Annotated in this window: 28 protein-coding genes; 12 read left to right on the forward strand and 16 right to left on the reverse strand. The window is 68.2% G+C overall.

What is annotated here, in order from left to right; genetic code table 11:
- Positions 1-162: 162 nt before the first annotated feature.
- From Pla175_RS03385 to Pla175_RS03425, 9 genes are all read right to left on the reverse strand, one after another.
- On the reverse strand, positions 163-504 hold the full coding sequence (locus tag Pla175_RS03385; protein WP_145281289.1) for a hypothetical protein: 342 nt from the start codon (positions 502-504) through the stop codon (positions 163-165).
- 12 nt (positions 505-516) lie between these two features.
- Positions 517-777, reverse strand: a complete 261-nt coding sequence (locus Pla175_RS03390) for a hypothetical protein (RefSeq protein ID WP_145281290.1) — start codon at positions 775-777, stop codon at positions 517-519.
- Between the two features lie 72 nt (positions 778-849).
- Positions 850-1,164: a hypothetical protein gene (locus tag Pla175_RS03395; protein WP_145281291.1), complete on the reverse strand. Its 315-nt coding sequence runs from the start codon at positions 1,162-1,164 to the stop codon at positions 850-852.
- A gap of 12 nt (positions 1,165-1,176) precedes the next feature.
- Complete coding sequence (locus Pla175_RS03400) at positions 1,177-1,503, reverse strand: hypothetical protein (RefSeq protein ID WP_145281292.1); 327 nt, start codon at positions 1,501-1,503, stop codon at positions 1,177-1,179.
- 12 nt (positions 1,504-1,515) lie between these two features.
- Positions 1,516-1,836: a hypothetical protein gene (locus Pla175_RS03405; protein WP_145281293.1), complete on the reverse strand. Its 321-nt coding sequence runs from the start codon at positions 1,834-1,836 to the stop codon at positions 1,516-1,518.
- 1 nt (position 1,837) lies between these two features.
- Positions 1,838-2,215: a hypothetical protein gene (locus Pla175_RS03410; RefSeq protein WP_145281294.1), complete on the reverse strand. Its 378-nt coding sequence runs from the start codon at positions 2,213-2,215 to the stop codon at positions 1,838-1,840.
- A complete protein-coding gene (locus Pla175_RS03415) occupies positions 2,208-2,543 on the reverse strand; it encodes a hypothetical protein (protein ID WP_145281295.1) in 336 nt (111 codons plus the stop codon). Before Pla175_RS03415 ends, Pla175_RS03410 begins: the two co-directional genes overlap by 8 nt.
- On the reverse strand, positions 2,540-2,872 hold the full coding sequence (locus Pla175_RS03420) for a hypothetical protein (RefSeq protein WP_145281296.1): 333 nt from the start codon (positions 2,870-2,872) through the stop codon (positions 2,540-2,542). Before Pla175_RS03420 ends, Pla175_RS03415 begins: the two co-directional genes overlap by 4 nt.
- Positions 2,873-2,884: 12 nt before the next feature.
- On the reverse strand, positions 2,885-4,432 hold the full coding sequence (locus Pla175_RS03425; protein ID WP_145281297.1) for a class I adenylate-forming enzyme family protein: 1,548 nt from the start codon (positions 4,430-4,432) through the stop codon (positions 2,885-2,887).
- Positions 4,433-4,525: 93 nt separating this feature from the next.
- On the opposite strand from Pla175_RS03425, the gene Pla175_RS03430 reads away from it, so the two are divergent.
- On the forward strand, positions 4,526-5,305 hold the full coding sequence (locus tag Pla175_RS03430; RefSeq protein ID WP_145281298.1) for an alpha/beta hydrolase-fold protein: 780 nt from the start codon (positions 4,526-4,528) through the stop codon (positions 5,303-5,305).
- Here Pla175_RS03430 and Pla175_RS03435 read toward each other — a convergent pair.
- From Pla175_RS03435 to Pla175_RS03465, 7 genes are all read right to left on the reverse strand, one after another.
- Positions 5,290-6,093: a DUF3891 family protein gene (locus Pla175_RS03435; RefSeq protein ID WP_145281299.1), complete on the reverse strand. Its 804-nt coding sequence runs from the start codon at positions 6,091-6,093 to the stop codon at positions 5,290-5,292. The genes Pla175_RS03430 and Pla175_RS03435 overlap by 16 nt on opposite strands.
- Before the next feature lie 20 nt (positions 6,094-6,113).
- Positions 6,114-6,680 (reverse strand): Uma2 family endonuclease, encoded by a 567-nt coding sequence (locus tag Pla175_RS03440; protein WP_145281300.1) that lies wholly within the window; start codon positions 6,678-6,680, stop codon positions 6,114-6,116.
- 124 nt (positions 6,681-6,804) lie between these two features.
- Positions 6,805-7,842 (reverse strand): class II fructose-bisphosphate aldolase, encoded by a 1,038-nt coding sequence (gene fba / locus Pla175_RS03445; protein WP_145281301.1) that lies wholly within the window; start codon positions 7,840-7,842, stop codon positions 6,805-6,807.
- Positions 7,843-8,034: 192 nt separating this feature from the next.
- Positions 8,035-8,862 (reverse strand): hypothetical protein, encoded by an 828-nt coding sequence (locus tag Pla175_RS03450; RefSeq protein ID WP_145281302.1) that lies wholly within the window; start codon positions 8,860-8,862, stop codon positions 8,035-8,037.
- Between the two features lie 110 nt (positions 8,863-8,972).
- Entirely contained in the window at positions 8,973-9,785 is an 813-nt protein-coding gene (locus tag Pla175_RS03455) for a TIGR00282 family metallophosphoesterase (RefSeq protein ID WP_145281303.1), read from the reverse strand.
- Between the two features lie 120 nt (positions 9,786-9,905).
- Entirely contained in the window at positions 9,906-11,453 is a 1,548-nt protein-coding gene (gene rny / locus Pla175_RS03460; protein ID WP_145281304.1) for a ribonuclease Y, read from the reverse strand.
- Positions 11,454-11,633: 180 nt separating this feature from the next.
- Positions 11,634-11,966, reverse strand: coding sequence for a hypothetical protein (locus Pla175_RS03465; RefSeq protein WP_145281305.1), 333 nt, complete (start codon positions 11,964-11,966; stop codon positions 11,634-11,636).
- A gap of 205 nt (positions 11,967-12,171) precedes the next feature.
- On the opposite strand from Pla175_RS03465, the gene tilS reads away from it, so the two are divergent.
- From tilS to Pla175_RS03520, 11 genes are all read left to right on the forward strand, one after another.
- On the forward strand, positions 12,172-13,200 hold the full coding sequence (gene tilS / locus Pla175_RS03470) for a tRNA lysidine(34) synthetase TilS (protein ID WP_145281306.1): 1,029 nt from the start codon (positions 12,172-12,174) through the stop codon (positions 13,198-13,200).
- A 156-nt stretch (positions 13,201-13,356) separates the two neighbouring features.
- On the forward strand, positions 13,357-16,527 hold the full coding sequence (locus Pla175_RS03475) for an AsmA family protein (RefSeq protein WP_145281307.1): 3,171 nt from the start codon (positions 13,357-13,359) through the stop codon (positions 16,525-16,527).
- Positions 16,528-16,646: 119 nt separating this feature from the next.
- Positions 16,647-16,967: a hypothetical protein gene (locus Pla175_RS03480; RefSeq protein ID WP_145281308.1), complete on the forward strand. Its 321-nt coding sequence runs from the start codon at positions 16,647-16,649 to the stop codon at positions 16,965-16,967.
- A gap of 227 nt (positions 16,968-17,194) precedes the next feature.
- Complete coding sequence (dapF, locus tag Pla175_RS03485; RefSeq protein ID WP_145281309.1) at positions 17,195-18,031, forward strand: diaminopimelate epimerase; 837 nt, start codon at positions 17,195-17,197, stop codon at positions 18,029-18,031.
- A 163-nt stretch (positions 18,032-18,194) separates the two neighbouring features.
- Entirely contained in the window at positions 18,195-18,998 is an 804-nt protein-coding gene (locus tag Pla175_RS03490; RefSeq protein ID WP_145281310.1) for a lysophospholipid acyltransferase family protein, read from the forward strand.
- A 9-nt stretch (positions 18,999-19,007) separates the two neighbouring features.
- Entirely contained in the window at positions 19,008-20,234 is a 1,227-nt protein-coding gene (gene xseA, locus Pla175_RS03495) for an exodeoxyribonuclease VII large subunit (protein ID WP_145281311.1), read from the forward strand.
- A gap of 156 nt (positions 20,235-20,390) precedes the next feature.
- Entirely contained in the window at positions 20,391-20,915 is a 525-nt protein-coding gene (locus Pla175_RS03500) for a transposase (protein ID WP_145281312.1), read from the forward strand.
- Positions 20,916-21,053: 138 nt separating this feature from the next.
- A complete protein-coding gene (gene xseB / locus Pla175_RS03505; protein WP_145281313.1) occupies positions 21,054-21,416 on the forward strand; it encodes an exodeoxyribonuclease VII small subunit in 363 nt (120 codons plus the stop codon).
- 93 nt (positions 21,417-21,509) lie between these two features.
- Positions 21,510-22,427 (forward strand): polyprenyl synthetase family protein, encoded by a 918-nt coding sequence (locus Pla175_RS03510; protein ID WP_231954178.1) that lies wholly within the window; start codon positions 21,510-21,512, stop codon positions 22,425-22,427.
- A 111-nt stretch (positions 22,428-22,538) separates the two neighbouring features.
- Positions 22,539-24,458, forward strand: coding sequence for a 1-deoxy-D-xylulose-5-phosphate synthase (dxs, locus tag Pla175_RS03515; protein ID WP_145281315.1), 1,920 nt, complete (start codon positions 22,539-22,541; stop codon positions 24,456-24,458).
- A gap of 111 nt (positions 24,459-24,569) precedes the next feature.
- Positions 24,570-25,415, forward strand: coding sequence for an NAD(+)/NADH kinase (locus tag Pla175_RS03520; protein ID WP_145281316.1), 846 nt, complete (start codon positions 24,570-24,572; stop codon positions 25,413-25,415).
- Positions 25,416-25,607 lie beyond the last annotated feature (192 nt).

The following is a 25,607-nucleotide window of genomic DNA, read 5'->3' on the forward strand; positions in this document are numbered from 1 at the left end:
TCTCGCAGAGACGCACAGACGCGGAGGATTTGTAGGATGGGTTATCCGCGCCAGCGGTAACCCATCCGGGGCGGGTACACGCGTGGCTTCGGCTAGGAAGAACCGGTGTAGGAAAGCTGCTCCACCGCAGATGGGTTACCCTTCCTGGGATAACCCATCCTACTAACTTCGCCGGCTGTCGGCGCCCTCGATCCTTCCCCGTAGGTGTTTGGCGAGCCTGACGAGGCCCCGGCTTACGAAGTACCCGACGGCGATCCCGATCGCGCCCGCTACGACCCAGGCGCTCCAAAACACGGCGTCCGCGGCCGGGCCGCGGACTAGGTCCATGGTCGAGATCGTTAGCGTCAGGCAACTGCAGCAGAAGGTCAGTGCAGCGGCTAACAGTGTGAGCGGCACGATCACGATCCAGCCCACAATTCCGATCGGGCGGTGGGGGTCGAGCCGCAGCGCCGGCGGCGCGGTTTGCGGCGGCTCGAACGGGTTAAGCTCCTGGGCGCCTGGCATGGCGACGCGCCTCTAGCGAGAGAACCTGGCAATGAGCCGAAAGAAGACCGACCGCGCCACGCGTATCAGCAGATAGTAGCCGATGGCGGCGCCGAAGCAGAAGCCGATCATCAAGCCGACGGAAAGATGGTCTACCGGCCCGGACGTAGCGCGTGCCGTGGCGTAGGTGACGACGGTGCGGCTCGCTAGGCAGGCGATGGCGCCCGACAGCAACGCCACGGCGCCGATCAGCACCTTGGCGCGGAAGCCCAGGCGTTTGGGCAGCCGCCGCACGGTGGGGCCTTTGGTACGCGGTAATTCGCCAAGGCTGAGTTTGTGGGCGTCGCTTCGCATCTCACGCTTTGCCTAACCAACAAGCAATCGTTGCAGCAAACGTACTGCCGCTTTCAGTCCCCAGCCTACCAGCAGTCCCGCTGTTAGAGACACCAAAAGGCTGAGCAGTGGAGCAACGTCCCCCAGCCAGCTCAGACTGGGCGACTGCGACGTCATGACCAGCGGATAGAGAGTGCATACAAACGCCACCGCCGACGCGAGCAACGCCAGCGGCACGATCACGATCCAGCCCACAATGCCGATTGGGCGGTGCGGGTCGCGCGGAGGGAGCGCGGACCGCGATTGCGGCGGTTCGTACGGGTTCTCGGGCTGGCTGGCGATGGTCATGTGCTGGCAAGGTTAGGAACTGTGCCTTTCGATCGCCCTGCTGAAGACGTACCGGGTCACGAAAACGAGCAATGCAGAACCAACGATTGCGCCCACCAAGAAACCAGCGAACAACCCCAAGTACGTGAGATTACCGTAGCCGCCGATGGCGGTTCCAGTCATGCCTCCGACCCAAAAAATTGCAGTGCAACTCGTGCCGCAGGCAATCGCCCCACAGGAAATCGCAAGCAGTGCAACCAATGCTGTTCCAAACGGGCCCAACCGCTTGGCGAGTGCCTGCGCCGGTTGCTCTTGGCTCTGCGGCGGCTCGAACGGGTTAAGCTCCTGGGCGCCTGGCATGGCGACGCGCCTCTAGCGAGAGAACCTGGCAATGAGCCGAAAGAAGACCGACCGCGCCACGCGTATCAGCAGATAGTAGCCGATAATGGCGCCGAAGCAGAAGCCAATCATCAAGCCGACGGAAAGATGGTCGACCGGCCCGGACGTAGCGCGTGCCGTGGCGTAGGTGACGACGGTGCAGCTCGCCAGGCAGGCGATGGCGCCCGACAGCAACGCCACGGCGCCGATTAGCACCGACACGCGGAAGCCCAGGCGCTTGGCCAGCCGCCGTACGGGGGGGCCCTCGGTTTGCCGGGGCCGGCTAGCGCTTGGTTGTGGTTGGTCCGCGTCCATCTCAGTCTGCCTCACGAGGCGGCAAGTCGGGAGCAGTTTCCGATGGAGACTGCTCTGCCCCTCCCCGATTCAAAGGCCCGACAAAGCTGCCTACCACAACGTACCCGACAAAGATCGCTGCCAGCAAGGCGAAGCAGAAGCCGAAGGCCAGCAGGGCGCCGTTGTTGCTGTGGAACGCGGCGATCGCAAAGGCGGCCGACGTGCAGAGGAACGTCATCACCGCGGCGAACAGCGTGAGCGCATAAATCATTGCCCACCCGAGCGCGCCGATGGGGATGTCTTCTTCGTCGGGGGGCGGCGCGGTGGGGAGCAGCTCGGCGGGAAACGACGGCGCCGACTGCGGCGCTTCGTACGGGTTAAAAGCGGCAGGGTCAGGCATCGGTTGGCGGGCGGTTGTAGCTTGCTTTCAACCGGCGGAACACAAACCTGGTCACAAAGACCAGCAGCACGAGCCCAACAATGGCGCCCGCGACGAAGCCGATCATCAGCCCCCCGTAAACCCCTTTGTCTAGAGCAGCCCCCGTGAACATGATGGCGTAGCAGCTCGTGCCACAAGCGATGACCCCCGAAGCGAGTGCGACCAACGCCACGACCAGCGTCCCAAGCGGCCCCAGCGTGTTCGCCAAGTCGCGCACCGGGCGCTCGTCGCTCTGCGGCGGGTCGTACGGGTTGGGATCGTCGGGTATGCGTTCTGACGGAGCGCTCATCTTGAAAGCCTTTTGGTGAGCCGTCGCTGAACTCGACGCGCAATATAGATGCCGAAGATCAGCCCGGTAAGCTCCGCCACCGGAACAACCAATTTCAATAGCGCAAGGTCGCCCCGCTCTCCCAGCATGCGGATCGGAAGACCTACCGCAACTACCGTAGTGCAGCTCACCAGGGCCCCGATAATCCCAGATAGCACCATCGCCCCTGCCACGATGAACGAACCGACAACCCCCAGCCGCTTGGCCAAGTCGCGCACCGGCCGCTCGTCGCTCTGCGGCGGTTCGTACGGGTTGGGCTCTTCGCCCTCGGTCGGAGTTTCTTCTTGCATCGTGTTGTTGTTCTACCGCAAGTTCTCCTCGGCCATCTGCTTCAATCGCATGCGATCGATCTTGCCTGTCGCGTTGAGCGGCATCGCTTCGAGCAAGACGATCTCTTCCGGCGCCTTGTAGCCGACGTGCTCGCGCGCCGTGCCGATCAGGTCCGCGGCGGTGGGGGGTGGGACGTCGGGGTTGAGCGTCACGTAGGCCCGCACGATCTCGCCGTGCGCCAAGTCGTGGACGCCGATCACGCCGACCTGATCGACCGCCGGGTGCGCGGCCACCGCTTCTTCTACTTCCTGCGGGCAGATGTTCGAGCCGTCGTGGATGATGATCTGCTTCTTGCGGCCGCAGAACCACAGGTAGCCGTCGGCGTCCGCGCGTACCAGGTCGCCGGTGTCGAGCCAACCGTCGACGATCGTCTCGGCGGTCGCCTGCGGGTTGTTCCAGTAGCCCGGCGCGTCGGCCGGCGAGCGGACCCACAGTTGCCCCGGGGCGCCGGTGGGGACCTCGGCGCCCGAATCGTCGCGGATCGACGCTTCGTACCCTGGGCTGAGCCGGCCGATCGACCCCAGGCGGCACTCGCCCGAGGGGGGATTGAGCGTCGCGGCGCCGATCTCGGTCATGCCGTAGCCCTCCTCGATCGGGAAGCCGGCCAGCGCGGTAAACTCGCGCTCCAGTTCCTCGGCCACCTTGTCGCCGCCAGAGAAGCAGAAGCGGATCGAAGCGAAGTCGGACGGCGAGGCGTCGTGGTCGCGCACCAGGGCTGCCAACGCCGCCGGCAGCATCCACAGCACGGTGGGCGCAAACCGCCGTAGCAGCGGGAGGACCTCGTGGCCGTCGGTTGCGCGGGGGATCACCAGCCGCCCCCCGGCGGCCAGCGTGAGCAGCCCGAACAACGAGCCGCCGATGTGCGAGAACGACGCGCCGGGCAGCATCGTATCGGCAGGGGTCATCTCCATCCCCTGGATCGCGGCGGCGATCATCGCGCCGAAAGAGCGACGCGAATGGGTCACTCCCTTGGGGCGGCCGGTGCTGCCGGAGGTGAAGTAGATGAAGGCCGGCCCGTCGGGCTCGGGCGTTGGCAGCGGGTCGTCGGTCGGCGGCTGGGCGACCAACTCCTCAAAACGCCGCCCCGCGCCCGCCGCTGTCTTGTAGCGGACCACTCCCAGCGGGAGGCGCTCCGCCCACACGCTGGCTGCGATGTCTGCGTCGCGCTCGGCGTGGTGCAACAGCAACGCCGCGCCGCTGACCTGGAGCGCGTGATCGATCTCGGGCGGCATGTAGCGGTAGTTGAGCGGCGTCGCTGCCAAGCCCCCCTTGAGACACGCTAGGTAGTGGATGACCAGCGCCGGGCGGTTGGGCATCAGCGAGGCGACCCGGTCCCCCGGCGCCAGGCCGATGCCCAGGTACGCACGGGCGAGCGCGTCGCTCTGCCGATCGAGTTCGCGCCAGGAGAGTTCCGTCTCGGCAGAAACTAGCGCCAGCTCGTCCGGCTTGGTCCGCAGCCCGTGGCCGATCAAGTCGTCGATGGGGCTGGGAGTCGTGAGCGCGGGGCCGGCGAGGGGCATGGGGATTCCGATCCAAACGGAGCGAAGAGCATGTAGGATGGGTCAGCGGTCGCCGTGGCGGCCCCGACCCATCCTACAGGAGTTGCTGCTGCTATGCCCGGTTGGTCGGAAGTAGAATTGGCCGGGCACGGTTGCTCGGTGTTTGAGCCGCTGGAACCCTCACCGCACGGGTATACGCTCATCTACCTGCACAGCGTGGGGCTCGAAGACCTGCGAGACTGCCCGGGGTACGCCGCCCAGCTCCAGCGGCGGGGGCTGCGGATGATCGCGCCGCGCACGGGGCTGAGCTGGTGGGTCGATAAAGTTTGCGATGAGTTCGATCCGGACGTTACCGCGGAGCGGTACGTGGCTGACGCGGTGCTCCCGTACATCGCCGAGCGGTGGGGCGTGCGGCCCCCCGGGATCGGACTGCTGGGCGTCAGCATGGGGGGGCAGGGGGCGCTGCGGTTGGCGTACCGCAAGCCCAGCCTGTTCCCGGTGGTCGCGGCCGTGTCGCCGGCGGTCGACTTTCAGAACTGGATGACCTACGGCGCCGCGGCCTTCAGCGGTGAAGAGCAACGCGGGCGCGAGGCCTCGCTGTGGCAGATGTACGGCGACCCCGAGCGGGCCCGGCAAGACACCGCTACGCTGCACGTTCACCCGCTCAACTGGCCGCGCAACCAGATGTTCGTCTGCGACCCGGACGACCCTTGGCACGAGTCGTGCGACCGGCTGCACATGAAGCTCGGCTCGCTGGGGGTGCCGCACGAGCACGACTTGGAGACGCGCGCCGGGGGGCATAGCTGGGACTACTTCGATGCGATGGCGCCGCGGGTGTTCGACTTTCTGGTCGAGCGGCTCGACGCAGAGCGGCGGCGTCAGCCGACGCCGTGAACCCCCTCGGGGTGGAACCGCCAGCGGATGCGCGACGGGCGCGAGTTGGCGACCAGCTCGTCTGTGCTGAGGTAGCATCGGACGGAGGTGCAGAGCCCCCGGATGTCGCACGCCAAACGGTCCTGGTTCAGCGGCCAGGGATCGACCGCGACGTGGACGGCGCCGTCTAGGTACATGGCGTGGGGGGTGAAGGTGGTCCCGTCGTCGGTCACCAGCGGCTCGATCGGCTGCTCGAAGTCTTGGTAGCCCAGCGGGCCGTAGCAGCAGAGCCACAAGCTGATCCAGTCGAACAGGCGGACCGCGGCGAGCGACTCGGCGGCCAGCGCATCGATGTCTGCATCGGGGCGCCGGGCGGCGTAGCGTGTGAGCAGATTGCTGCGCAGGGCAGCGTTCTTATCGGTCCAGGCGACCGCGAAGGGCTCGTCGGCCTCGTCGGAGGTCTCCAGCAGCTTGAGGAAGTGTCCGGCCACGGCCGACCCGGCTAGCGGGCCGATGGCGGACGCCGCGGCGATCGAGCCTTCCCAGAGTTGGAGAGCGGTAGGGCGGGGCAGCTCGGTGAAGCTGTACGGGGCGCCAGTCGCGGGGTCCAGCTCCGGCCTGCGTTCCCACGCGGCCCAGCCGTCGTCGTGGCGGAGGATCGCTTGTCGGACCTCGTCCTCCGCTGGCGGATAGGAAACGATTGGCGCCCGCCACGCGGCGGCCAGCGCGCCGCTCAGCCCGGCATGGGCCGGCTGCGGGATCAACAGCCAGTGCGGGGCGCCGTCAAGGTTGATCGTGCGGCGGATCACGGCGCGTCACCCTTGCTCAGTTAGACGATTCCTGAAAAGACTTCCGAAACAGAGAGCTCGAAGCCGGGGAGCATGTCGCCGCCATCGAGAGTTTCGTTCTCACCCAGGATCCGAACGCCACCCGATTTGTCGTAGATGGTTACCGTCTTGCGAGACGGTAAGGCCACCCAAGCCTGTTCTGAGCCCGCGGCGATCCACATCCTTGCCTTCGCGTCTACTTCTTTCGCCGAATCGTTCGGCGACGCGACCTCAACGGCCAGGGTGGGCGCGGCGGGAAAGAACTTCTCGGCCGGCCCGACGCGTTCAAGAAGCTCAGTGCTCACAAATGCTGCATCGGGCGCGCGGACAGTGTCCGGATCGCGTCCGATAAGAAATCCGGTTTCAGCGGCGAAGGTCGTGCCCAGTCCCTGTCCTTCAATGAAATAGGAAAGGCGTGTCCCCAAACGCATCGCCACTCGCCCGTGCGTGCTGAAAGCCGGCGACATGTACACAACCTCCCCGCGGATCAACTCGCAACGCTGGCCAGCGCTGGAGATTTCAGCTAGTTCATCCGCGGTCACGAGCCGCGTCGCTGCGTCGGTGCTCATGCGGCTATTCTACCTTGTTCGGCGCGCGAGTCCAAAAACATACTCCGGCGAGCCGATCGCGACGGCTCGCCGGAGTTGCTGGTATTGAAGGCACGAACGCTGTCGTCGGCTGTCCGCCGTGCGGCTACTTGTAGTAGCTGACGAAGTCGCTGATGCTCTTGCACTTGATCTTGCCGGCGTTGCCGGCCTGGCCGAAGGCGGTCATGCGCGCCACGCAGACGTCCTTCATGGCGGCGCGGGCCGGCACCAGGTAGTCGCGGGGGTCGAACTTCTCGGGCTCGGTCGCCAGCACCTTGCGGATGGCGCCTGTGATGGCCAGGCGGTTGTCGGTGTCTACGTTCACCTTCCGCACGCCGTGCTTGATGCCCTTCTGGATCTCTTCGACCGGCACGCCGAAGGTGGGCTTAATCTTGCCGCCGTACTGGTTGATGATGTCTTGCAGCTCTTGCGGCACGCTGCTGCTGCCGTGCATCACCAGGTGGCAGTTGGGCAGGCGGCGGTGGATCTCTTCGATCCGGCTCATGGCCAGCACCTCGCCGGTGGGCTTCTTGCTGAACTTGTAGGCGCCGTGGCTGGTGCCGATGGCGACCGCCAGGGCGTCGACGCCGGTCGCGGCGACGAACTGCTCCGCCTCTTCGGGGTCGGTCAGCAATTGGTCGTGGCTCAGCACCCCCTCGGCGCCGTGGCCGTCTTCTTGCTCGCCGCCGCCGGACTCCAGCGAGCCGAGGCAGCCCAGCTCTCCCTCGACCGAAACGCCCTGCGCATGGGCCGCGTCCACCACCGCCTTGGTGACCTTCACGTTGTAGTCGAAGTCTGCGGGGGTCTTGCCGTCTTCCTTCAGGCTGCCGTCCATCATCACGCTGGTGAAGCCGTTGTCGATGGCGCTCTGGCAGGTCTCCGGGCTGTTGCCGTGGTCCTGGTGCATGACGATCGGGATGTTGGGGTACAGCTCCGCCGCGGCCAGCATCAGGTGCTTCAGGTAGGCGTCCTGCGAGAACTTGCGGGCGCCGCGGCTGGCCTGCACGATCACGGGGCTGTCCGTCTCGGCGGCCGCCTCCATGATGGCCTGGATCTGCTCCATATCGTTCACGTTAAACGCGGCCAGGCCGTACCCGTTCTCGGCGGCGTGGTCGAGCAGAAGACGCATGGGGACCAGGGGCATGGTGGGGACTCCTCAAGAATCGGGCGGGGAATGGGGGCCTGTGTTTGGCCGCCATTCTACCGACGCGAGCCGGTAGCGTCAGCGCCCCGGGGGAGGCCCAGGATGACCAATGACCAAGCCTAAATGACCAACCCGCGCAGGCGATCGCCTGCGCGGGTTGGTCATTTAGGCTTGGTCATTCTGGCTTCAGCTTCAGAAGAGCTTCTCGGCCGGGGTTTGGGCGACGCGGATCAGGATCGCCCGGCGGCGGCCCGATTTTTCGTCGGTGGCGTGCAGGTAGCCACCCAGCCGCGAGCCGGCCTCCTCGCTGCTGACCACCAGCAGGGTCTCGCCCGGCGCCAGGTCGACGCTCATGGCGAGGTCGTCGAATACGCGGGCCTCGCGTTGCATCGACTGGCGGCCGATCAGGCCGGTCTCGTCGGAGACGTACTTGTGCTTGGGGGCGCCGTGCCGCATCTCGGGGGTGAGCCGGACCCGGGCCCGGCCCCCCTCGACCGAGGCGAGCGTCAGGGCGTAGGTAGGGAGCGCCTGCTCGTAGGTGGCGCCCTCCATCCGGCCGTCGGGGGTCATCCACACCAGCGACGCTTCGGCCAGCTCGTCGCACGCCTGCAGGTCGAGCTGCTGCCCCGGGCGCATCTGCTTGATCCGCCGAGAGACGCCCGTCTCGCGGAGCAGATCGCCCGTGTCGTTCGAGCCCGACGCGCCGTCGGGGTTGAGCATCTTCACCACCTCGTCGGGCAGCGCGCCGCCGAACACGCCGGCCCGCAGCCCGTTGTCGGCCAGGCGGCGGCGGACGGCGGCGTCGACGCGGTGTTCGTGCAGGGCGTTCCAGAACGCGGACTCGTCGTGCTCGCCGCCGAGCGGCAGGCGGGCCCAGTAGATCTCGAGCGTGGCGGCGTCGTCCGAGCCGCGCGCGGCGCGCAGCGGGCTCTTGCCCGGCAGCGGGTCGCCCGAGTCGATCACCAGGGTCGTGCAACCGGCTAGGCTGAAGAGGACGGTTAGTAGCAGCACTCGCTGCATCGGGGGTCTCGCTGCGTTGGTTGGGCGCGCAGGGTGCGCGCGGCGCGCGGAAGCTAGCGGTTGGGTCGCGGTGGGTCAACCTCAGCACAACGGGCGCTCAGCGGGCGGCGCTACGCCCCTGCTAGCTGCTCGGCGCGCTGCTCGTCGACGACCACGCGCTCGATCGCGGTGGCGCGCCCCGTGGCGGGGTCGAAATCGACCAGCGAGCCGTTGATGCGGTTGTCGTCGCTCGCGACATCGAAGGGGGTGGGGACGCCGGTAAGCGTGGCGCTGAGCACGCGATCGATGCGTCTCCCAAGGATGCTCTCGTGGGGGCCGGTCATGCCGACGTCGCACTGGAAGGCCGTGCCGCCGGGGAGGATGCGTTCGTCCGCGGTAGGGACGTGCGTGTGGGTCCCCAGAACGGCGCCGCAGCGGCCGTCGAGGTACCGGCCCATGGTCTGGGCCTCGCCGGTGGCCTCGGCGTGGAAGTCTAAGAAGCGGACCCGCACGTCGCTGGGGATCTCGCTCAGCACCCGGTCTGCGTGGCGCCAGGGGTTGTCGGCCGCGTGGGTGTTCATGAACAGCCGGCCCAGCAGGCAGAAGAAGGCGACCTGCTCGCCCGAGCGCGCTTGGACCACGGCCCAGCGCCGGCCGACCGCCTCGTCGGGGAGGTTCGCGGGGCGGACGACGTTCGGCTCGCTCTCCAACAGCGGCAGCACCTCGCGCCGCCGGTAGACGTGGTCCCCCAGCGTGACGCCGTCAACGCCGGCGGCCATCAGCTCGCGATGGATGGCGGGGTTGTACCCGGAACCGGCCGCCGCGTTCTCGGCGTTGGCGATCACCAGGTCGATCCCCTGCTGGGCGATCAACCCCGGCAGCGCCCGGCAAACAATCGCCCGCCCCGGCTTGCCGACGATGTCGCCGATGAAGAAGAGGCGCATGGGGGGAGGAGGTGTTAGGGGTCGGGTATTGGTCGTTAGCAAAAGAGAATGAGGTGAACGCCGCCATGAATCGTCTCTTCCGTCCTAACGCCTAAAGGCTATTACCTAAAACCTCGCACGCTAGTGCGCGATCTCGGTGAACCTTGTCTCGCGTATCATCGTCACCTTGATCTCGCCCGGGTAGGTGAGCTGCTGTTCGAAGCTCCTGGCGATGTCGCGGGCGATCTTGGCGGCCGACTCGTCGGTGGTCCTGTCGGTCGAGGCGATCACGCGCACCTCGCGGCCCGCCTGGATGGCGAACGCTTGGTGGACCCCCTCGAAGCCGGTGGCGATGGCTTCGAGTTCTTGCATCCGCTTGATGTAGCGGTCGAGGTTCTCGCGGCGGGCCCCCGGGCGCGACGCGCTGCAGGCGTCGGCAGCGGCGCACAGCACCGTGTAGGGCATGTCGGGGCGGATGTCGTCGTGGTGGCCCAGGGCGGCGTGCACCACGGTCTCGTTCTCGCCGTAGCGCTTCAGCAGGTCGGCGCCGATCTTGGGATGGCCCCCCTCGGCGTCGTGGTCGGCCGCCTTGCCGATGTCGTGCAGCAGCCCCGCGCGGCGGGCCAGGTCGCCGTCCATGCCCAGCTCCTCGGCCAGCATGCCGGTGACAAACGCCACCTCGATCGAGTGCCGCAGCACGTTCTGGCTGTAGCTGGTGCGGTAGCGGAGGCGTCCGAGCAGCTCCACCACCTTGGGGTGCAGCCCGTGCACGCCCGCCTCCTGCTGGGCCTCTTCGCCGTGCCGGCGGATGTCCTTGTCGACCTCCACGACGGTCTCTTGCACCAGCTCTTCGATGCGGGTGGGGTGGATCCGTCCGTCTGCGATCAGCTTGCCCAGCGCGATGCGGGCGATCTCGCGGCGCACCGGGTCGAAGGCGCTGACGATCACCACGCCCGGCGTGTCGTCGATGATCACGTCGACGCCGGTCTCCTTCTCGAACGCGCGGATGTTGCGTCCCTCGCGGCCGATGATGCGGCCCTTCATCTCGTCGCTGGGGATGTCGACGGTGCTGGTGGTGGCGTCCGCCGTGTGGGCCGCGGCGAAGCGCTGCACGCTGGTGATCACCAACTCGCGGGCGCGGGCGTCGCAGGTCTCGGCGACGGCCTTCATGTGCTTGGTGACCAGCGCGCCCTGCTCGTTGGAGAGCTCTGTGTCGAGCCGCGCCAGGAGCTGCCGCTTGGCCTCCTCGGGGTCGAGCCCGCTGATGCGGTGCAGGGTTTGTCGCTGGACGTTCAGCAGCTTGTCCAGCTCCTCCTGCCGGCGGGCGGAGTCTTCCAGCTTCTCGGCGAGGCGCCGCTGGTTCCCCTCGACCATCTTCTCTTGCTTGCCCAGTTGATCGGCGCGCGAGCCAAGGGCGTCCTCGGTCTTGTCAAGGTGGCGTTCGCGTTCGTGCAGCTTTTGCCGCAGCACGTTGAGCTGCTCTTCCCCCTTGGCTTTCTCGGCCAGGGCGATCTCTTTGGCCTCGACCTCGGCTTCTTTGCGGCGTGTGGCGGCCTCGATGTTGGCGCGGTCGAGGATCTCGCGCGCCTCTTTTTCGGCGTCGCGTTTGCGGAGGTAGCTGAAGACCTTGACCAGCCCCATGCCCAGCACGGCCGCGAGCAACGCGATGATGATCTCTCTGCTTGTCATTCGATTGCCCTTGGCTGTCGCGGGCCCGCAGCGGTGAAGACCGTGCGGGGCTGGCGGGTGCTGTGTGTCCGTTCAGGCAGCCGAAGCGGCGCCGAGCGACACGGCCGACACGCGGCCGCCAACCTGAACGCGCCCCCCAAGAGCGGGGCAGCCGCGTTCACGCCGAGACACAAGAGCTTGCTAACGGACGGTTGCTGCAACCAGCCGCTGACGGCCCGGCGCGCAGGTCGCGGCCGAGAGAGGGATCGTTCCACCGGGCGACGCGGGCGAGCGGCCGAGCCGCACCCCTGTGCGCCAGCGCCGCCCCCAGGGCGAACGCCGGACCGCGTCTACCGCTGCGGCCGCCGCGTAGGTCCGATGCTCCGCGAGGAACCTGCGTCCCACCCGGTCCGTCGAACGCCCCAACGCAAGCAACCAACGGCAGGCCATCGCCCAGAACCAGGCGGCCCAAGTCCAGGCGCCCCAAAGCGGGGCGTCTGCACGGGTCATCTCGGCGGGCAGCGGCTGCGTCAACGGGAAATACCTGTCAAGCTTTGTGTGTCGCTCGGCAGCGACGGGTCGCTGCCTTCCTCTTCCAACGGTCTCGATCGCTTCTAGCTGGATGAACCTGATAACCTGATCTATGAAGCCAGCTACGATAAAATGAAGCCAGCCAGCGGGTTGCGACGATTCGCACGCCCCGCGGGCAAGACGCTAGAAGCCATAAAAAGATACCGCAATGCCCCCTAATCCGCAACGGAGTTCCCCGCCGGAGGGGGAGCTCCACCCGTTGGAACAGGCGGTCGCCCTCGCCCTGCAGGGGAGCGATTGGCGGGCCGTGAACGTGGTGATCGCTGTTTCGGGGGGGGCGGACAGCGTCGCGCTGCTGCGGGCCATCTGCCGGCTGCGCCCGCTGGGGCCGGGCGACGGGGGGCTGATTGCCGCCCACTACAACCACCGGCTGCGGGGCGACGAGGCAGAGGCCGACGCCCGTTGGACCGCCGAAACGTGTGGTCGACTGGGCGTGCCATGCGAACTGGGGGCAGCCGCCACGGCCCCCGCGTCCGCCGACGAGGCCGCGGCGCGCGTCGCCCGTCATCGTTTTCTCTTGCAGGCGGCCCACAAGCACGGCGCCCGGCTGATCGCTGCCGGCCACACCCGCGACGACCAGGCCGAAACCGTGCTGCACCGGGCGCTCCGCGGCGCCGGCGTCGCCGGGCTGGCGGGCATCCCGGCCCGCCGCGAGTTGGCGCCCGGGGTGTCGCTGGTGCGCCCGCTGCTGAGCGTCAGCCGCCAAGAGGTAGAATCCTACCTGGCTTTGCTGGAGCAGCTGTACCGCACCGACGCCACCAACGCCCAGCCCTGCTACACCCGCAACCGGCTCCGTCACGAGGCGTTGCCGCTGCTGCGGTCGATTGTCGGCCCCGGGGTCGACGGCGCCCTGCTGCGGCTCGCCCAGCACGCCTCGAACCAGCACGCGGTGCTGAGCGACGCCGCCAGCGCGTGGCGGCGCCTAGCGGCGTCGCGGGTCGGCCAGCAGTGGCGGATCGACCGCCGGCAACTCGCGGGCCTCCCCGAGCCGGTGCTGTGCGAGGTCTGCCGGCAGTGCTGGCGCGCCGCGGGCTGGCCCCAGCAGGGGATGACCGAGGCGCACTGGAGGCGGCTCACGGCAGCGCTCACGGCGGATGATTGCGAGGCGTTTGACCTGCCGGGCGCGATCAACGTGCGTTTGGTGGATGGCGCGCTAGTGCTGGCGCCAACCAAGTGAGCGCCCTCCGAGGAGAGCCTTGGGGTTCTCTAGGGTACGCAGTTTGCGCGGGGCGCCGCCGGGGCGTAGCCCGGCGGCTATTGCTTTGGGGGGGAGGGGCTAGTACCTTTCCGCGCCTTTGCGCCCCCCCGAGGAAGCCGCGTCATCGTTAGTCGGTTGATCAATTCCTGCTGGTTCTTGTTCCGCTGGTCGATCGCGGTCGTGATCGTTGCTGCGCTGGGGCTGGGGGGCTACCTCTTCTTCCGGCTCGACGACGAGATCCGCCGGCTGGCCGAGCACTCGCTGGCCGAACACTACCCGACGCTCGCCGTGCACGTCGGGGGCGCCCGCTACGTGCCGGGGCGCGGGGTGACGCTGTACGACATCTCGTTCGCGGAGCGGGGCGCCACGGGGCAGATCGAGCCGCTGCTGAGCATCGCAGAGCTCGGCGTGCAGGGCGACTTCCGCATCGAGTCGGTCGTGACGCAGAGCGCCCGCATCGAACGCGTGATCGCCAGCCGCCCCGTGCTGCACGCCACGCGGACCGCGACGGGCCGGTGGAGCGTCCAGCGGCTGCTGCCTCCCCCCAAGGGGAACGGCGAGCCGGCGCCGCTGGAGGTGCACGACGCCGTGCTGATTGTCTCCGACCCCGCGTCGGGACGCGCCCCGCTGGTGGTGCGCGGGGTGCAGCTCACGGTGGCGCCGCTGGCCGCGGCGCCCGGCGCCCCGGGGCGTACGTATCAGATCTCGGGCGGGGTCGAGGGGACCATCGCACGCCGGCTGGTGTTCGAGGGCCAGGCGGGCGCCGACGGTTCGCTCGACCTGCACGTCGAGGCCAAAGAGCTCGAGCTCTCCAACGAGATGCTCGACGCGCTGCCCGGGCTGCCGAAGACGCAGCTCGGCGGCGCCCAGGTCAAGGGGCTCGCGGACGTCACGCTCGACGTCCGCCGCGCAAGCGCCCAGGCGCCGCTCGACTGGCGGTGCGGGTTCGAGCTCCGCGAAGGGCAGCTCGCGCACCCGATGCTGCCGCGACGGATGTCGGACATCGCGGCCCGCGGCAGTTGCGACGCCCGCTCGCTGCAGATCGAAGACCTCACCGCCAAGCTGGGGGTATCCGACATCCGGCTCGCCCTGAACCGCACCGGCTGGGACGCCGCGGCGCCGGCGGCGATCGCCGCGTCGGTGACGGGCCTGCCGCTCGACACCCGGCTGTACGGCGCGCTCCCCACGGCGATGCGCGCCACGTGGGACCGCTTCCGCCCCGCGGGGACGGTCGACGCGTCGGGGACCGCCACGCTGCGTGGCGGGGAGTTCGACCCCAACGTGCGGATCTCTAGCCGCGACCTGTCGTTTGAAGACTCCGAGGAGTTCCCCTACCGCCTCACCGGCGGCGAGGGAGAGATGAACGTCACCCGATCGCACGAGGGAGACGGGGTCGACATGCGGATCGACCTCCGCGCCAAGGGCGACGGCGGCGCCGTAGAAGTGCACGGCGAGCTGCGCGACCTAGACGGCGAGCCCACCGACCAGCCGACCGGCTGGCTGGAGCTGCGCGCCCCCGCGATGCAGATCACCGAGTCGCTGCTGGCGGCGCTCAACGACCAAGCGGAGCCCGCCATCCGCATGCTCAACCCGCGCGGTTCGATCGCCGCGGTGTGGCGGATGGAACGGAGCAACCCCCACAGCTCCGAGGCCGACACCGCGCTCGACCTGACGCTGGTCGACTGCCAGTTCTTGTTTGAGAAGTTCAAGTACCCGCTGAGCCGCGTGCAGGGGACGGTCCATCAACGCAACGAGCGTTGGGGGTTCGACAACCTGTTCTGCGACCTCGGCCCGGGGCAGACGCTCACGGCGGCCGGGTCGCGGACGCGCGGGCCGGACGGCGACACCCTGCGGATGACCCTCCGCGGCGTCTCGGCGCCGCTGGACGAGACGCTGCGCGCCGCGCTCCCCGCGGCGGCGCAGCAGGCGTGGGTCGAGCTGCGGCCGCGGGGCACGATCGACTTCATCGCAGACATCGAGCACCTGGTGGGGGACAAGGGGGTCGACCTCACCATCACCGCCACGCCGCACGAACGCTCCGTCGCGATCGAGCCGGCCTGCTTCCCGTTCCGCCTAGAGCAGCTCGACGGCACGTTCGTCTACTCCGACGGCCACGTGCAGGCCACCGGCATGCGCGGGCTGCACGGACGCACCACCGTCCAGTCCAACGCCCTGTGGAGCCCCGCGCCGGGCCGCGGTTGGCGGCTGGTGATCGACAAGCTGTTCGTCGACCGGCTCACCACCGACCGCGACCTGCTGCAGGCGGCGCCCCCCGAGCTGCGCCGCGCGCTGGAGCGCCTGAAGCCCACCGGCGGCGCCACGCTCAGCGACGGCGCGATGGTGATCGACCACTCGGGGATCGAGGGCGCCAGCCCGCGGTCGCTTTGGCAAGTGAACCTCAACTGCCTGCAGGCCGAGCTGGACATCGGGGTTCCGCTTACCGGCGTGTCTGGCACGATCAAGCTGGAGGGGGAGAAAGACGCAACCAAGAGCTTCACGAAGGGGGTGCTGGAACTCGACTCGGCGTTCTTCCAAGGGTTCCAAGTCACCAACATCCGCGGCCCGTTCTGGGCCGACCAGCAGGTGAGCGTCCTAGGCCAAGGCGTGAGCGCCAAGGACGGACGCCCCGCGCGGCAGATCGAGGCGAACCTGTACGGCGGCGACGTGAAGCTCGACGCCCGCGTGCTGCACAGCGCCCGCCCCAACTACTACGCGCAGGTAGCGTTCTCGAAGGTCGACCTGGGGCGGCTGGCGCGCGAATCGCTCAAGACCGCCGGCGAGGGCGCCGGCACCGCCGAGGGGCGGCTCGACCTGCGCGGCGAGGGGACCAGCCTGCACGGCCTCGCCGGCCAGGGCGAGGTGCACGTCCGCGACGCGCAGTACTTCGAGCTGCCGGTGGTGGTGTCGCTGCTCAAGGTGCTGCGCAACCGCGCGCCCGACACCAGCGCGTTCTACGGCTGCGACGCCGTGTTCGACCTCAAGGGAGAAGACGTCCAGTTCTCCCGCCTAAACCTGCTGGGCGACGCCGTGAGCCTGTACGGCCGCGGGCGCGTCAACCTGGACCACGAAATTGACCTACTATTTCATAGCGTGGTCGGCCCGGCCGAGGCCACGATCCCCGTGCTCCGCAACCTGATGGGGCGCGCGGGGGAGCAGCTCTTGCAGCTCAAGGTGACCGGAACGTTTGAAGAGCCCGAGGTGCGCCGCGAGGCGTTCCCGGTGGTGGGCGACATGCTGCAGCAGTTGCAGCAGGGGCTGACGCCCACCACCGCAGCGGCGGGGGGGGCAGCGACGACTCGAAAGTAGGGGGCAACGCGCCGGGGGTGGGGACACCCCGGCTCACAAAGTGAGCCGCGTGCGAGCCGGGGTGTCCCCACCCCCGGCGCAGCAGAGCAACGCTCAACACCCCAACCCATCGACCCGCCATGAGCATCTACAACTTCTCCGGCGTGTTGGGCGCCGCCGCCGGCGCCCCGCTGGCCCAGACCAAGGGGTCCGAGACCGAACGCGCCAGCCGCGACGCCTCGGCCGCCGAGCGCAAGACAGACGCCGAAGCAAAAGCAGAACGCTCCGCCGGCATCGGCGAGACCAGCGAGGACTCCGCCACCAGCGATCGCGACGCCGACGGCCGCAAGCTGTGGGAAGCGCCGGTCGACGGCGAGCCGGCCGAGAAGCAGAATAAAGAGGCGCACCGCCCCTCAGACCCCACGGGACTGTCGGGACATCAACTCGACCTCACCGGCTGAAGGGATCCGCCAAGGACGCCAAGTGCGCCAAGAAGAGATGGAGACAGGATCGACAGGATGGCCTGGATCGCGGAAAATGTGGGCAAGTAAGGCGCGGCTAGCACGCTGTACGTTCTTTGGCGCCGGAGTGTAGCCGCTTCCAATCGACCCGGTGGTTTCGCGTCATTTTTTCCGTCCTTGGCGCTCTTGGCGTCCTTGGCGGTTTCTTCCTTTTCGTCGTCACCAACATGAAGTTCACCAAGATGCACGGCGCCGGCAACGACTATGTGTATGTCGATTGCTTTGCCCAAGACCCGCCACCCGACCCGGAGGGGCTTGCGCGGCGCCTCGCCGACCGGCACACCGGCGTCGGCGGCGACGGGCTCATCCTGATCTTGCCCAGTGAGCGGGCCGACGCCGAGATGCGCATGTACAACGCAGACGGCTCGTACAGCGAGATGTGCGGCAACGGCATCCGCTGCGTCGCCAAGTACGTGTACGACCACAACCTGTGCCGCAAGCCGAGGCTGGTGATCGAGTCGGCCGGCAAGCTGCTGTCGCTCGACCTGACGATCGAAGACGAGCGTGTCGAACGCGTCCGGGTCGACATGGGCGAGCCGATCCTCGACGCCGCGCACATCCCCACGCTGCTGCCGGGGCCGATGGTGGTCAACACGCCGTTGGACGCCGGTGGGCAACTGTTCGCGGTGACGGCCGTCTCGATGGGGAACCCGCACTGCGTGGTGTTTGTCGAGTGTGCGACCGACGAACTAGTGCTGGGGGTCGGGCCGAAGATCGAGCACGACCCAGCCTTCCCAAACCGCGTGAACGTTGAGTGGGTGGAGGTGCTGGCGCCCGACCGAGTGCGCCAACGCACCTGGGAACGCGGCTCCGGCGAAACCCTGGCCTGCGGCACCGGCGCCAGCGCCGTGTGCGTGGCCGGCGTGTTGACCGGCCGCACGGATCGCCGCGTGATGGTGGAACTTCTCGGCGGACTGCTGGAGCTAGAGTGGAACGAGGCCGACAATCATGTCTATATGACCGGCCCGGCGGTCGAAGTATTCAGCGGCGAGTGGCCGGCGTGAGCCGGGGTGTCCTCACCCCCGGCGACGATTCGAGATGATCGATGACAGAGGTTAGACGATAGAAACGGACGCTAGCAATGTCGTCCTATCATCTATCATCTGCACTTCGACCGCGCCGGGGGCGAGGACGCCACGGCTCACACGTCCTGACAGCAGCGCCTGAATGCTCCAACACGCCAACGGCCTCGTCAGCCTGCTTGCTAGCAAACTGATCCGTCGCTGGATCAAGTCGCTGGACTGCCGCGCGGTGTACGAAGACCGCGACGTCGACCCGATCTACGGCGTCGGCGGGCCGCGGATTTATGTCGTCTGGCACGAGAACCTGCTGGTGCCGCTGTGCGTGCGGGAGAACAGCCGGGCGTCGATCCTATTGAGCCGGCACAGGGACGCGGACGTGCTGGCGCGGGTCGCCCAGATGTTCGGCTTCGACTGCGTCCGCGGCAGCACCTTCCGGGGCGGCGCCGTGGCGCTGCGCGAGCTGGCCGAGAAGGCCCGCCAGCGGCACATCGTCATCACCCCCGACGGCCCGCGCGGCCCGCGTCGGCGGTTGGCGCAGGGGCCCATCTACCTGGCTTCAACATTGGGGATGCCGGTAGTGGCGATCGGCGTCGGCTACGACCGCCCGTGGCGGACCCCCACGTGGGACCGCTTCGCGCTGCCTCGGCCCTTCTGCCGGGCACGGGCGATGATGAGCGAAGAGATGATCGTGCCCGCTGGGCTCGACCGCGACGGGATCGAGTCGTACCGGCTGCGGGTCGAGCAGAAACTCAACGAGTTGTCCGACCGCGCAGAACGCTGGGCAGAGTCGGGCAAGCGGCTGGAGGGCGAAGTCGCCATCCGCGCGACGCCGGCGCCCTTACCACAGCCGCGCGTCGGCTCCGGGCAAGGGGCCCTAGAAGCGGCCGAGCAGCCCCCCGCGTTCAAGGTGGTTGACGGGCGGGTGGTCGCGGGGCGGGCGGTCGCGTAAGACATCGGCATGTCCCAGCTATCCTCTCCCCGAACGGCGCCCCCCGACGCCGCGAAGCCCCTCACCGTTTCGCAGTTCTCTGCCCAGCTCAAGGGGCTGGTCGAGGGGGCTTTTCCCAGCGTGTGGGTGGCCGGCGAGGTGTCTAACTTCTCCCGCCCGCAGTCGGGGCACTGCTACTTCACGCTCAAGGACGAGCACGCCCAATTGCGCGCGGTGATGTGGCGCGGCTCGCAGGCCAAGCTGAAGTTCGACCTGCGCGACGGCGTAGAGATCGTCTGCCGCGGCTCGGTCGACGTTTACGCCCCCCGCGGCAGCTACCAACTGGTGGTGAGCGACGCACAGCCGATGGGGCTGGGCGCCCTCGAGCTGGCGCTGCGTCAACTGCAAGAGAAGCTGGGCCGTGAGGGGCTGTTCGACGCCGAACGCAAACGCCCGCTGCCCAAGTTCCCCCGGCGGATCGGCTTCGTCACCAGCCCCACCGGCGCCGCGATCCGCGACTTCTTGCAGGTGCTGGAGCGGCGCTGGCGTGGCGCCCAAGTGTTGGTGATCCCGTGCCGGGTGCAAGGAGACGGCGCCGCCAAGGAGATCGCCGCCGGCATCGAGCTGGCCCAGCGGATCGTGCCGACGCTCGACGTGCTGGTCGTCGGCCGCGGCGGGGGCAGCGTCGAAGACCTGTGGTGCTTCAACGAAGAAGTAGTGGTCCGCGCGCTGGCCGTGTGCGAGATCCCGACGGTTTCTGCGGTCGGCCACGAGATCGACGTCACCCTCTCCGACCTCGCGGCGGACGTCCGCGCGCTCACCCCCACCGAGGCGGCCGAGCGCGTGGTCCCCTCGGCCGAAGAGCTGCGCGACCGCCTCGGCCACCACGGCCAGCGGCTGGCCGGCGCGTTGCGGCGGAAGCTAGAGCTGTCGGCGTCGCGCCTGGAAGGCTTGAAGAAACGCCGCCCGCTGGCCCGCCCCCACGCCTGGCTAGAAGACCTGGCCCGCGGCCTCGACGACTGCGACCGCGCCGCGCAACAAGCGGTGCGCCGCATTGCCGACGCCCGCTCGCAACGCGCCCGCGCGCTGGCCGGCAAGCTCGACTCGCTCAGCCCCCTGGGCGTGCTGGGCCGCGGCTACTCGCTAACGATGGACGCCGGCAGCGGCGCGGTGCTGCGGTCGGTAAAGCAGGTCGAAGCGGGGCAGAAGATCAGCACGCGGTTGGTGGATGGGGTGGTCCAGAGCGTGGTGGGTTGAGTGGCTCATCGGAGGCTGTGCGTTTCTCACACGCGCCGGGGGCGAGGACGCCCCGGCTCACAAAGCTTGAAAAGCTTTGTGAGGCGAATCATTGTGGGCCGTGTGAGCCGGGGCGTCCCCGCCCCCGGCGCAGCTTGAAACAAGCTTGCTATCGCGATGACTCCCCCTAGGCAGCATCTAGAACCCACGCGCACCACGTGGCACATCACGTTCGGTACGTATGGAACACGTCTGCACGGCGCAGCCGCGCCGACCGTTGATCGCAACCACAACCAGCTCGGCTCGCCGCTGCTCGATCCGTGCGATTGGCGATGGGAAGCGGATCGCAAGCGGATGAACTTCGAGCCGCGTTACCTGACATCAGAACAGCGAGTTCTGATCGAAGCTTCGCTTCCAGATATCTGCGAGCGTGGCGGTTGGTCGTACCGCACCGCCGCGGCTCAACAGGACCACGTTCACCTGCTGGTCGATGTTGAGACCGCGGTGCATGGTGAGAAAGTTCGGCGATTGGTGAAGCGTTGGCTAACGCAATCCCTCAATCCCCGCTGGCCGCTTCCCAAGGGAGCTGTCTGGTGGGCGGAGCAGGGGTCGAATATCGCGGTGAAGGAGGAGGCGTACCTGAATCGTGCGTACAGATATGTTCTGCGGCAGCGTGCGACGGCTGCTCCGGATGAGGCGTAGTGATCCGGATGGTGAGGCGTAATGAGCTGCGCCGGGGGCGGGGACGCCCCGGCTCACACTCGGCTCCCTTTGTGAGCCGGGGCGTCCCCGCCCCCGGCGCGGTTGAGTAAACGTCGCTTCCACGCAATACTCACCCCCATGCCCAAGAAAAAACCCGCCGCCGATACCGACGCCCCCTCTTTTGAGGAGTCGCTGGCCGAGCTTGAACAGGTGGTCGCAGACCTGGAATCGGGCGAGCTGGGCCTCGACCAGTCGCTGGAACGCTACGAAACCGGCGTCGCACGATTGCGGCAGTGCCACGCCCGGCTCGAGGCGGCGCAGCGGAAGATCGAGCTGCTGACTGGCGTAGACGCCCAGGGCAATGCGGTCACCCGTCCGTTGGACGACGACGCCGGGGGATCCCTGGAAGAGAAGGGCGCCGCCCGTGGCAAGCGGCGTTCGACCAAACCGTCCGCCCCATCGGGGGGCGCCGGCGTGGACGATCACGGGTCGCTCTTCTAGGATAAGGGGGCGACGGCCGCTCGTTCGGCGTTGTCGCATCGTGTTGCGATGCCAACACTTAACTCTCGCTGGCCGCGTGTTGGACACATCCCCTTGACTCAGCTCGACATCACCGCTGAAAGCCACACCGGTCGGCTTTCGGACGATCTGCACGCGATCCATGTTGCGCTCGACCAGTCGCTGCGGTTTGGCGCTGGGGCGCCCCCCCGGCTCGCCGAGGCGATGCGATACGCGGTGCTCGGCCCCGGCAAGCGGCTGCGGCCCCGATTGGTGTTGATGGCCGCCGAGGCGGTGGGCGGCGACCCCGGCGTGGCGATGCCCGCTGCCTGCGCGGTAGAGATGATCCACGCCTACAGCCTGGTGCACGACGACCTCCCCGCGATGGACGACGACGACTTACGCCGCGGCCGGCCGACCTGCCACCGCGCGTTCGACGAGGCGACCGCCGTGCTAGTGGGAGACGCGCTGCAGGCCCGGGCGTTCGAGCTGCTAGCGACGCAGATTAAGCCGCCCGCGATCGCCGCGCGGTGCTGTGCAGAACTAGCCCGCGCCGCAGGCGCGGAACAACTGGTCGGCGGCCAGGCGGACGACCTGCAAGGCGCTGCCGGCGGGGCGACCATCGAGCGGCTGCGGGCCATCCATGCCCGCAAGACCGGCGCGATGTTTGTGGTTTCGCTCCGCTTGGGCGCGCTGATCGGCGGCGCGGACGACGATCAGCTCGCCGCGGTAACCGAGTACGGTCAGCAAGTGGGCCTAGCGTTCCAGATCACCGACGACCTACTGGACGTCTCCGGCGCCGTGGAGAAGGTCGGCAAGCGGCTCGGCAAGGACGCAGACGGGGGCAAACTGACCTACCCGGTGGTGCTGGGCGCCGGCCCCGAGGGGATCGCCGAGTGCCGCCGCCGCGCCGAGGGGGCTATTTCGGCCGGCTGCGAGGCGGCCCAGTCGCTTGGCCCCGCCGCGGCGCCAATGTTGGAGTTGGCAAAGTCGATGCTCGCAAGGGATCATTAAGGAGAGTTCAGCGATCAGCGGTCAGCTTTCAGCTTTGTGTGGGCGACCCTGACGAACAAAGAACTGATCGCTGAAAGCTGACCGCTGAAAGCTCTTCGAAAGAACAACACCATGCCCGACACCGAAACCACCAGCGTCCGGCCAGCGATCTTGCCGACGATCGCATCGCCGCGCGACCTCGACGCGCTCTCCTTGGTTGAGACCGAGCGGCTGGCGGGCGAGATCCGCGACACGCTCTGCAACCTGGTGAGCAGCCGCAGCGCGCACTTTGCGTCGAACCTGGGGGTGGTTGAGCTGTGCCTGGCGCTGCACCAGACGTTCGACTTCCTCTCGGACCGGCTGATCTGGGACACGGGACACCAGATCTATCCGCACAAGCTGGTGACCGGTCGCTTCGCGCAGTTCGAGGGCATCCGCACCAAGGGGGGCCTGATGGGCTACCCCAACCCCGTCGAGAGCGACTACGACTTGTTCGTCACCGGGCACGCCGGCTCGAGTGTGGCGACGGCGTTGGGGCTCGCCAGCGGCGATGATCTTTTGCGCGCCCACGAGAACCGCTGGACCGTGGCGGTGATCGGCGACGGCGCCTTCCCCAGCGGCGTGGTGTACGAGGCGCTCAACAACGCCAAGGCGCACGGCCGCCGGCTGCTGATCGTGCTAAACGACAACAAGATGTCGATCTGCCCCCGCGTCGGCGGCGTTGCCGACTACCTCGACCGGCTGCGGATCAGCCGCGTCTACAACGGCGCCAAGACCGAGGTGCAACGCATCCTCCAGCAGATCCCGCTGCTGGGCGACCCCACCGAGCGGCTGCTGGCCCAGGTGAAGGAAGCCGCCAAGGTAGGCCTGCACGGCGGCATGTTCTTCGAGGACCTCGGGCTGCGGTACTTCGGCCCCATTGACGGCCACAACATCGGCCTGATGCGCAAGTACCTGCGGATGTGCCAGAAGAGTGACGGGCCGATCTTGCTGCACGTGGTCACCGAGAAGGGGCACGGCTTCCAACCCGCGGCCGAGGACCCCGTCACCTTCCACGCCCCGCCGCAGTTCCGGCGGGACGTCGACCGCGTGGTCGAGATGAAGAAGGGGGGCTCACGCACCTACACCCACGCCGCCAGCGAAGCCATCCACGAGGCGCTCGGCGGCAACGACCGCGCCACGGTGCTCACCGCCGCCATGTGCCAGGGGAACAAGCTGGAGAAGCTGCGAGACGACTTCCCCACCCGCTTCTTCGACACCGGCATCTGCGAGGCGCACGCGGTCTGCTTCGCCGCGGGGCAGGCAAAGGTCGGCATGCGGCCGATCGTCGACATCTACAGCACGTTCTTGCAGCGGGCGTTTGACCACATCTTCCAAGAGGTGTCGCTGCAGGACCTGCCGGTAACGTTCATGCTCGACCGCGGCGGCCTGGCCGGCCCCGACGGCCCCACGCACCACGGCGTGTTCGACCTCAGTTACATGAGGATCTTCCCCAACATGGTGGTGATGGCGCCGGGCGACGAGCACGACCTGCGGCAGATGCTCCCCTTCGCTCTGAAGCACGACCACCCCTGCTCCGTCCGCTACCCGAAGGCGACCGCGGTAACCGTCGAAGGCGAGCGCACGCCGCTCGAGCTAGGCCGCGCCGAAGTCCTCCGCCACGGCGCCGACGGCGCCATCCTCTGCGGCGGCGCGCTGCTGCCCGAGTGCCTGGCCGCGGCCGACCGGCTCGCCGAGCAGGGGGTCGCGATGACGGTCGTGAACGCCCGCTTCGTGAAGCCGCTCGACACCCAAACCATCCTGCCCCTAATCCGCGACCTGCCGCTGATCGTCACGGTCGAAGAAGGCGCCCTAGCCGGCGGCTTCGGCAGCGCGGTACTCGAAGCCGCCGCCGACGCGGGGGTGAACACGCACCACGTCCGCCGGCTGGGGATCCCCGACAGCTATGTCGAGCACGGCGAGCGTGAAGAGCTGCTGAGCGGCTTGGGGCTCGATGCGGCGGGGGTCACGCGGACGTGCCAGGAGCTCTCCTCGCGCACCGTACCTGTGTGAGCCGGGCCGTCCCCGGCCCCGGCGCAGCGGGATAGACGCTCAATCGAGACGCACCGGGGCCGGGGACGGCCCGGCTCACACTCGCCCGCGCCGCGCTGCTAGAATCCCCTCATGCCACGCCCACGCACGGTCTTAATCTCCGACGGCTCACGCCCCGCTATCGCCCAGCGCGTGGCGGAGCTGCGTCCCACGATCGCCAAGCACGTCGAGCTGGTCGGCGACCATACCGACCTCGACGCCCCTCTGCCGGACGACATCGACGCAGAGCTGGCGGTGGTGCTGGGGGGCGATGGCTCGATGCTCCGCTCCGCGGTGCTGATGGGCTACCGGCAGATCCCCGTGCTGGGGGTCAACCTCGGCAGGCTCGGGTTCCTGGCCGACCTGCGGCCAGAGAACCTCGATAAGGCGCTCCCCGAGGTCTGCGCGGGGGGGCACTGCGTGGTCGATCACTTGATGTTCGAGTGCGACCTGCGCTTCAAGGATGGCCGCGAGGAGAAACGGCTGGGCCTGAACGAGGTGGTCATCCACAACGGGCCGCTGATGCGGATGATCGAGGTAGAGCTGTACGTTGATGGGCAGCTCGCCACCACGTATAGCTGCGACGGGCTGATCGTTAGCTCGCCGGTCGGGTCGACCGCGCACAGCCTGTCGGCCGGGGGGCCCATCTTGCGGACCGACTTGCAGGCGTTTGTGATCTCGCCCATCAGCCCCCACACGCTCACCAACCGCCCGGTGGTCGACTCGGCCGAGCGCGTGTACGAGCTCGCCTGCCCCAGCAGTGAGGGCGCCGCAGTGGTGGTCGACGGCCGGGTGCTAGCGACGCTGGCGCCGGGCGACCGCGTGCGGATCAGCCGCAGCGCGGCCGTGTTCCGCAGCGTGCAAGTAAGCGGGCAGCACTACTACCGCACGCTCCGCGAGAAGCTGGGCTGGGGCGGCCGACTGACCGCCCGCGAGTAGGCGGCATCTAGAAACCGCTGTCGCCCGGCGCCAGCGGTTCGTCTTATGATGGGCCGCTCGCGAAGAGAAGTTAACCACAGAGTCACCGAGGGCACAGAGAAGTACAGAGGAAAAAAAGCCTCTCGCGGAGGCGCGGAGTCGCAGAGAAAAAGTGCTTTTTTGTTCTGTTCTCTGCGACTCCGCGCCTCTGCG

The organism is Pirellulimonas nuda (assembly GCF_007750855.1).
GTDB lineage: Bacteria > Planctomycetota > Planctomycetia > Pirellulales > Lacipirellulaceae > Pirellulimonas > Pirellulimonas nuda.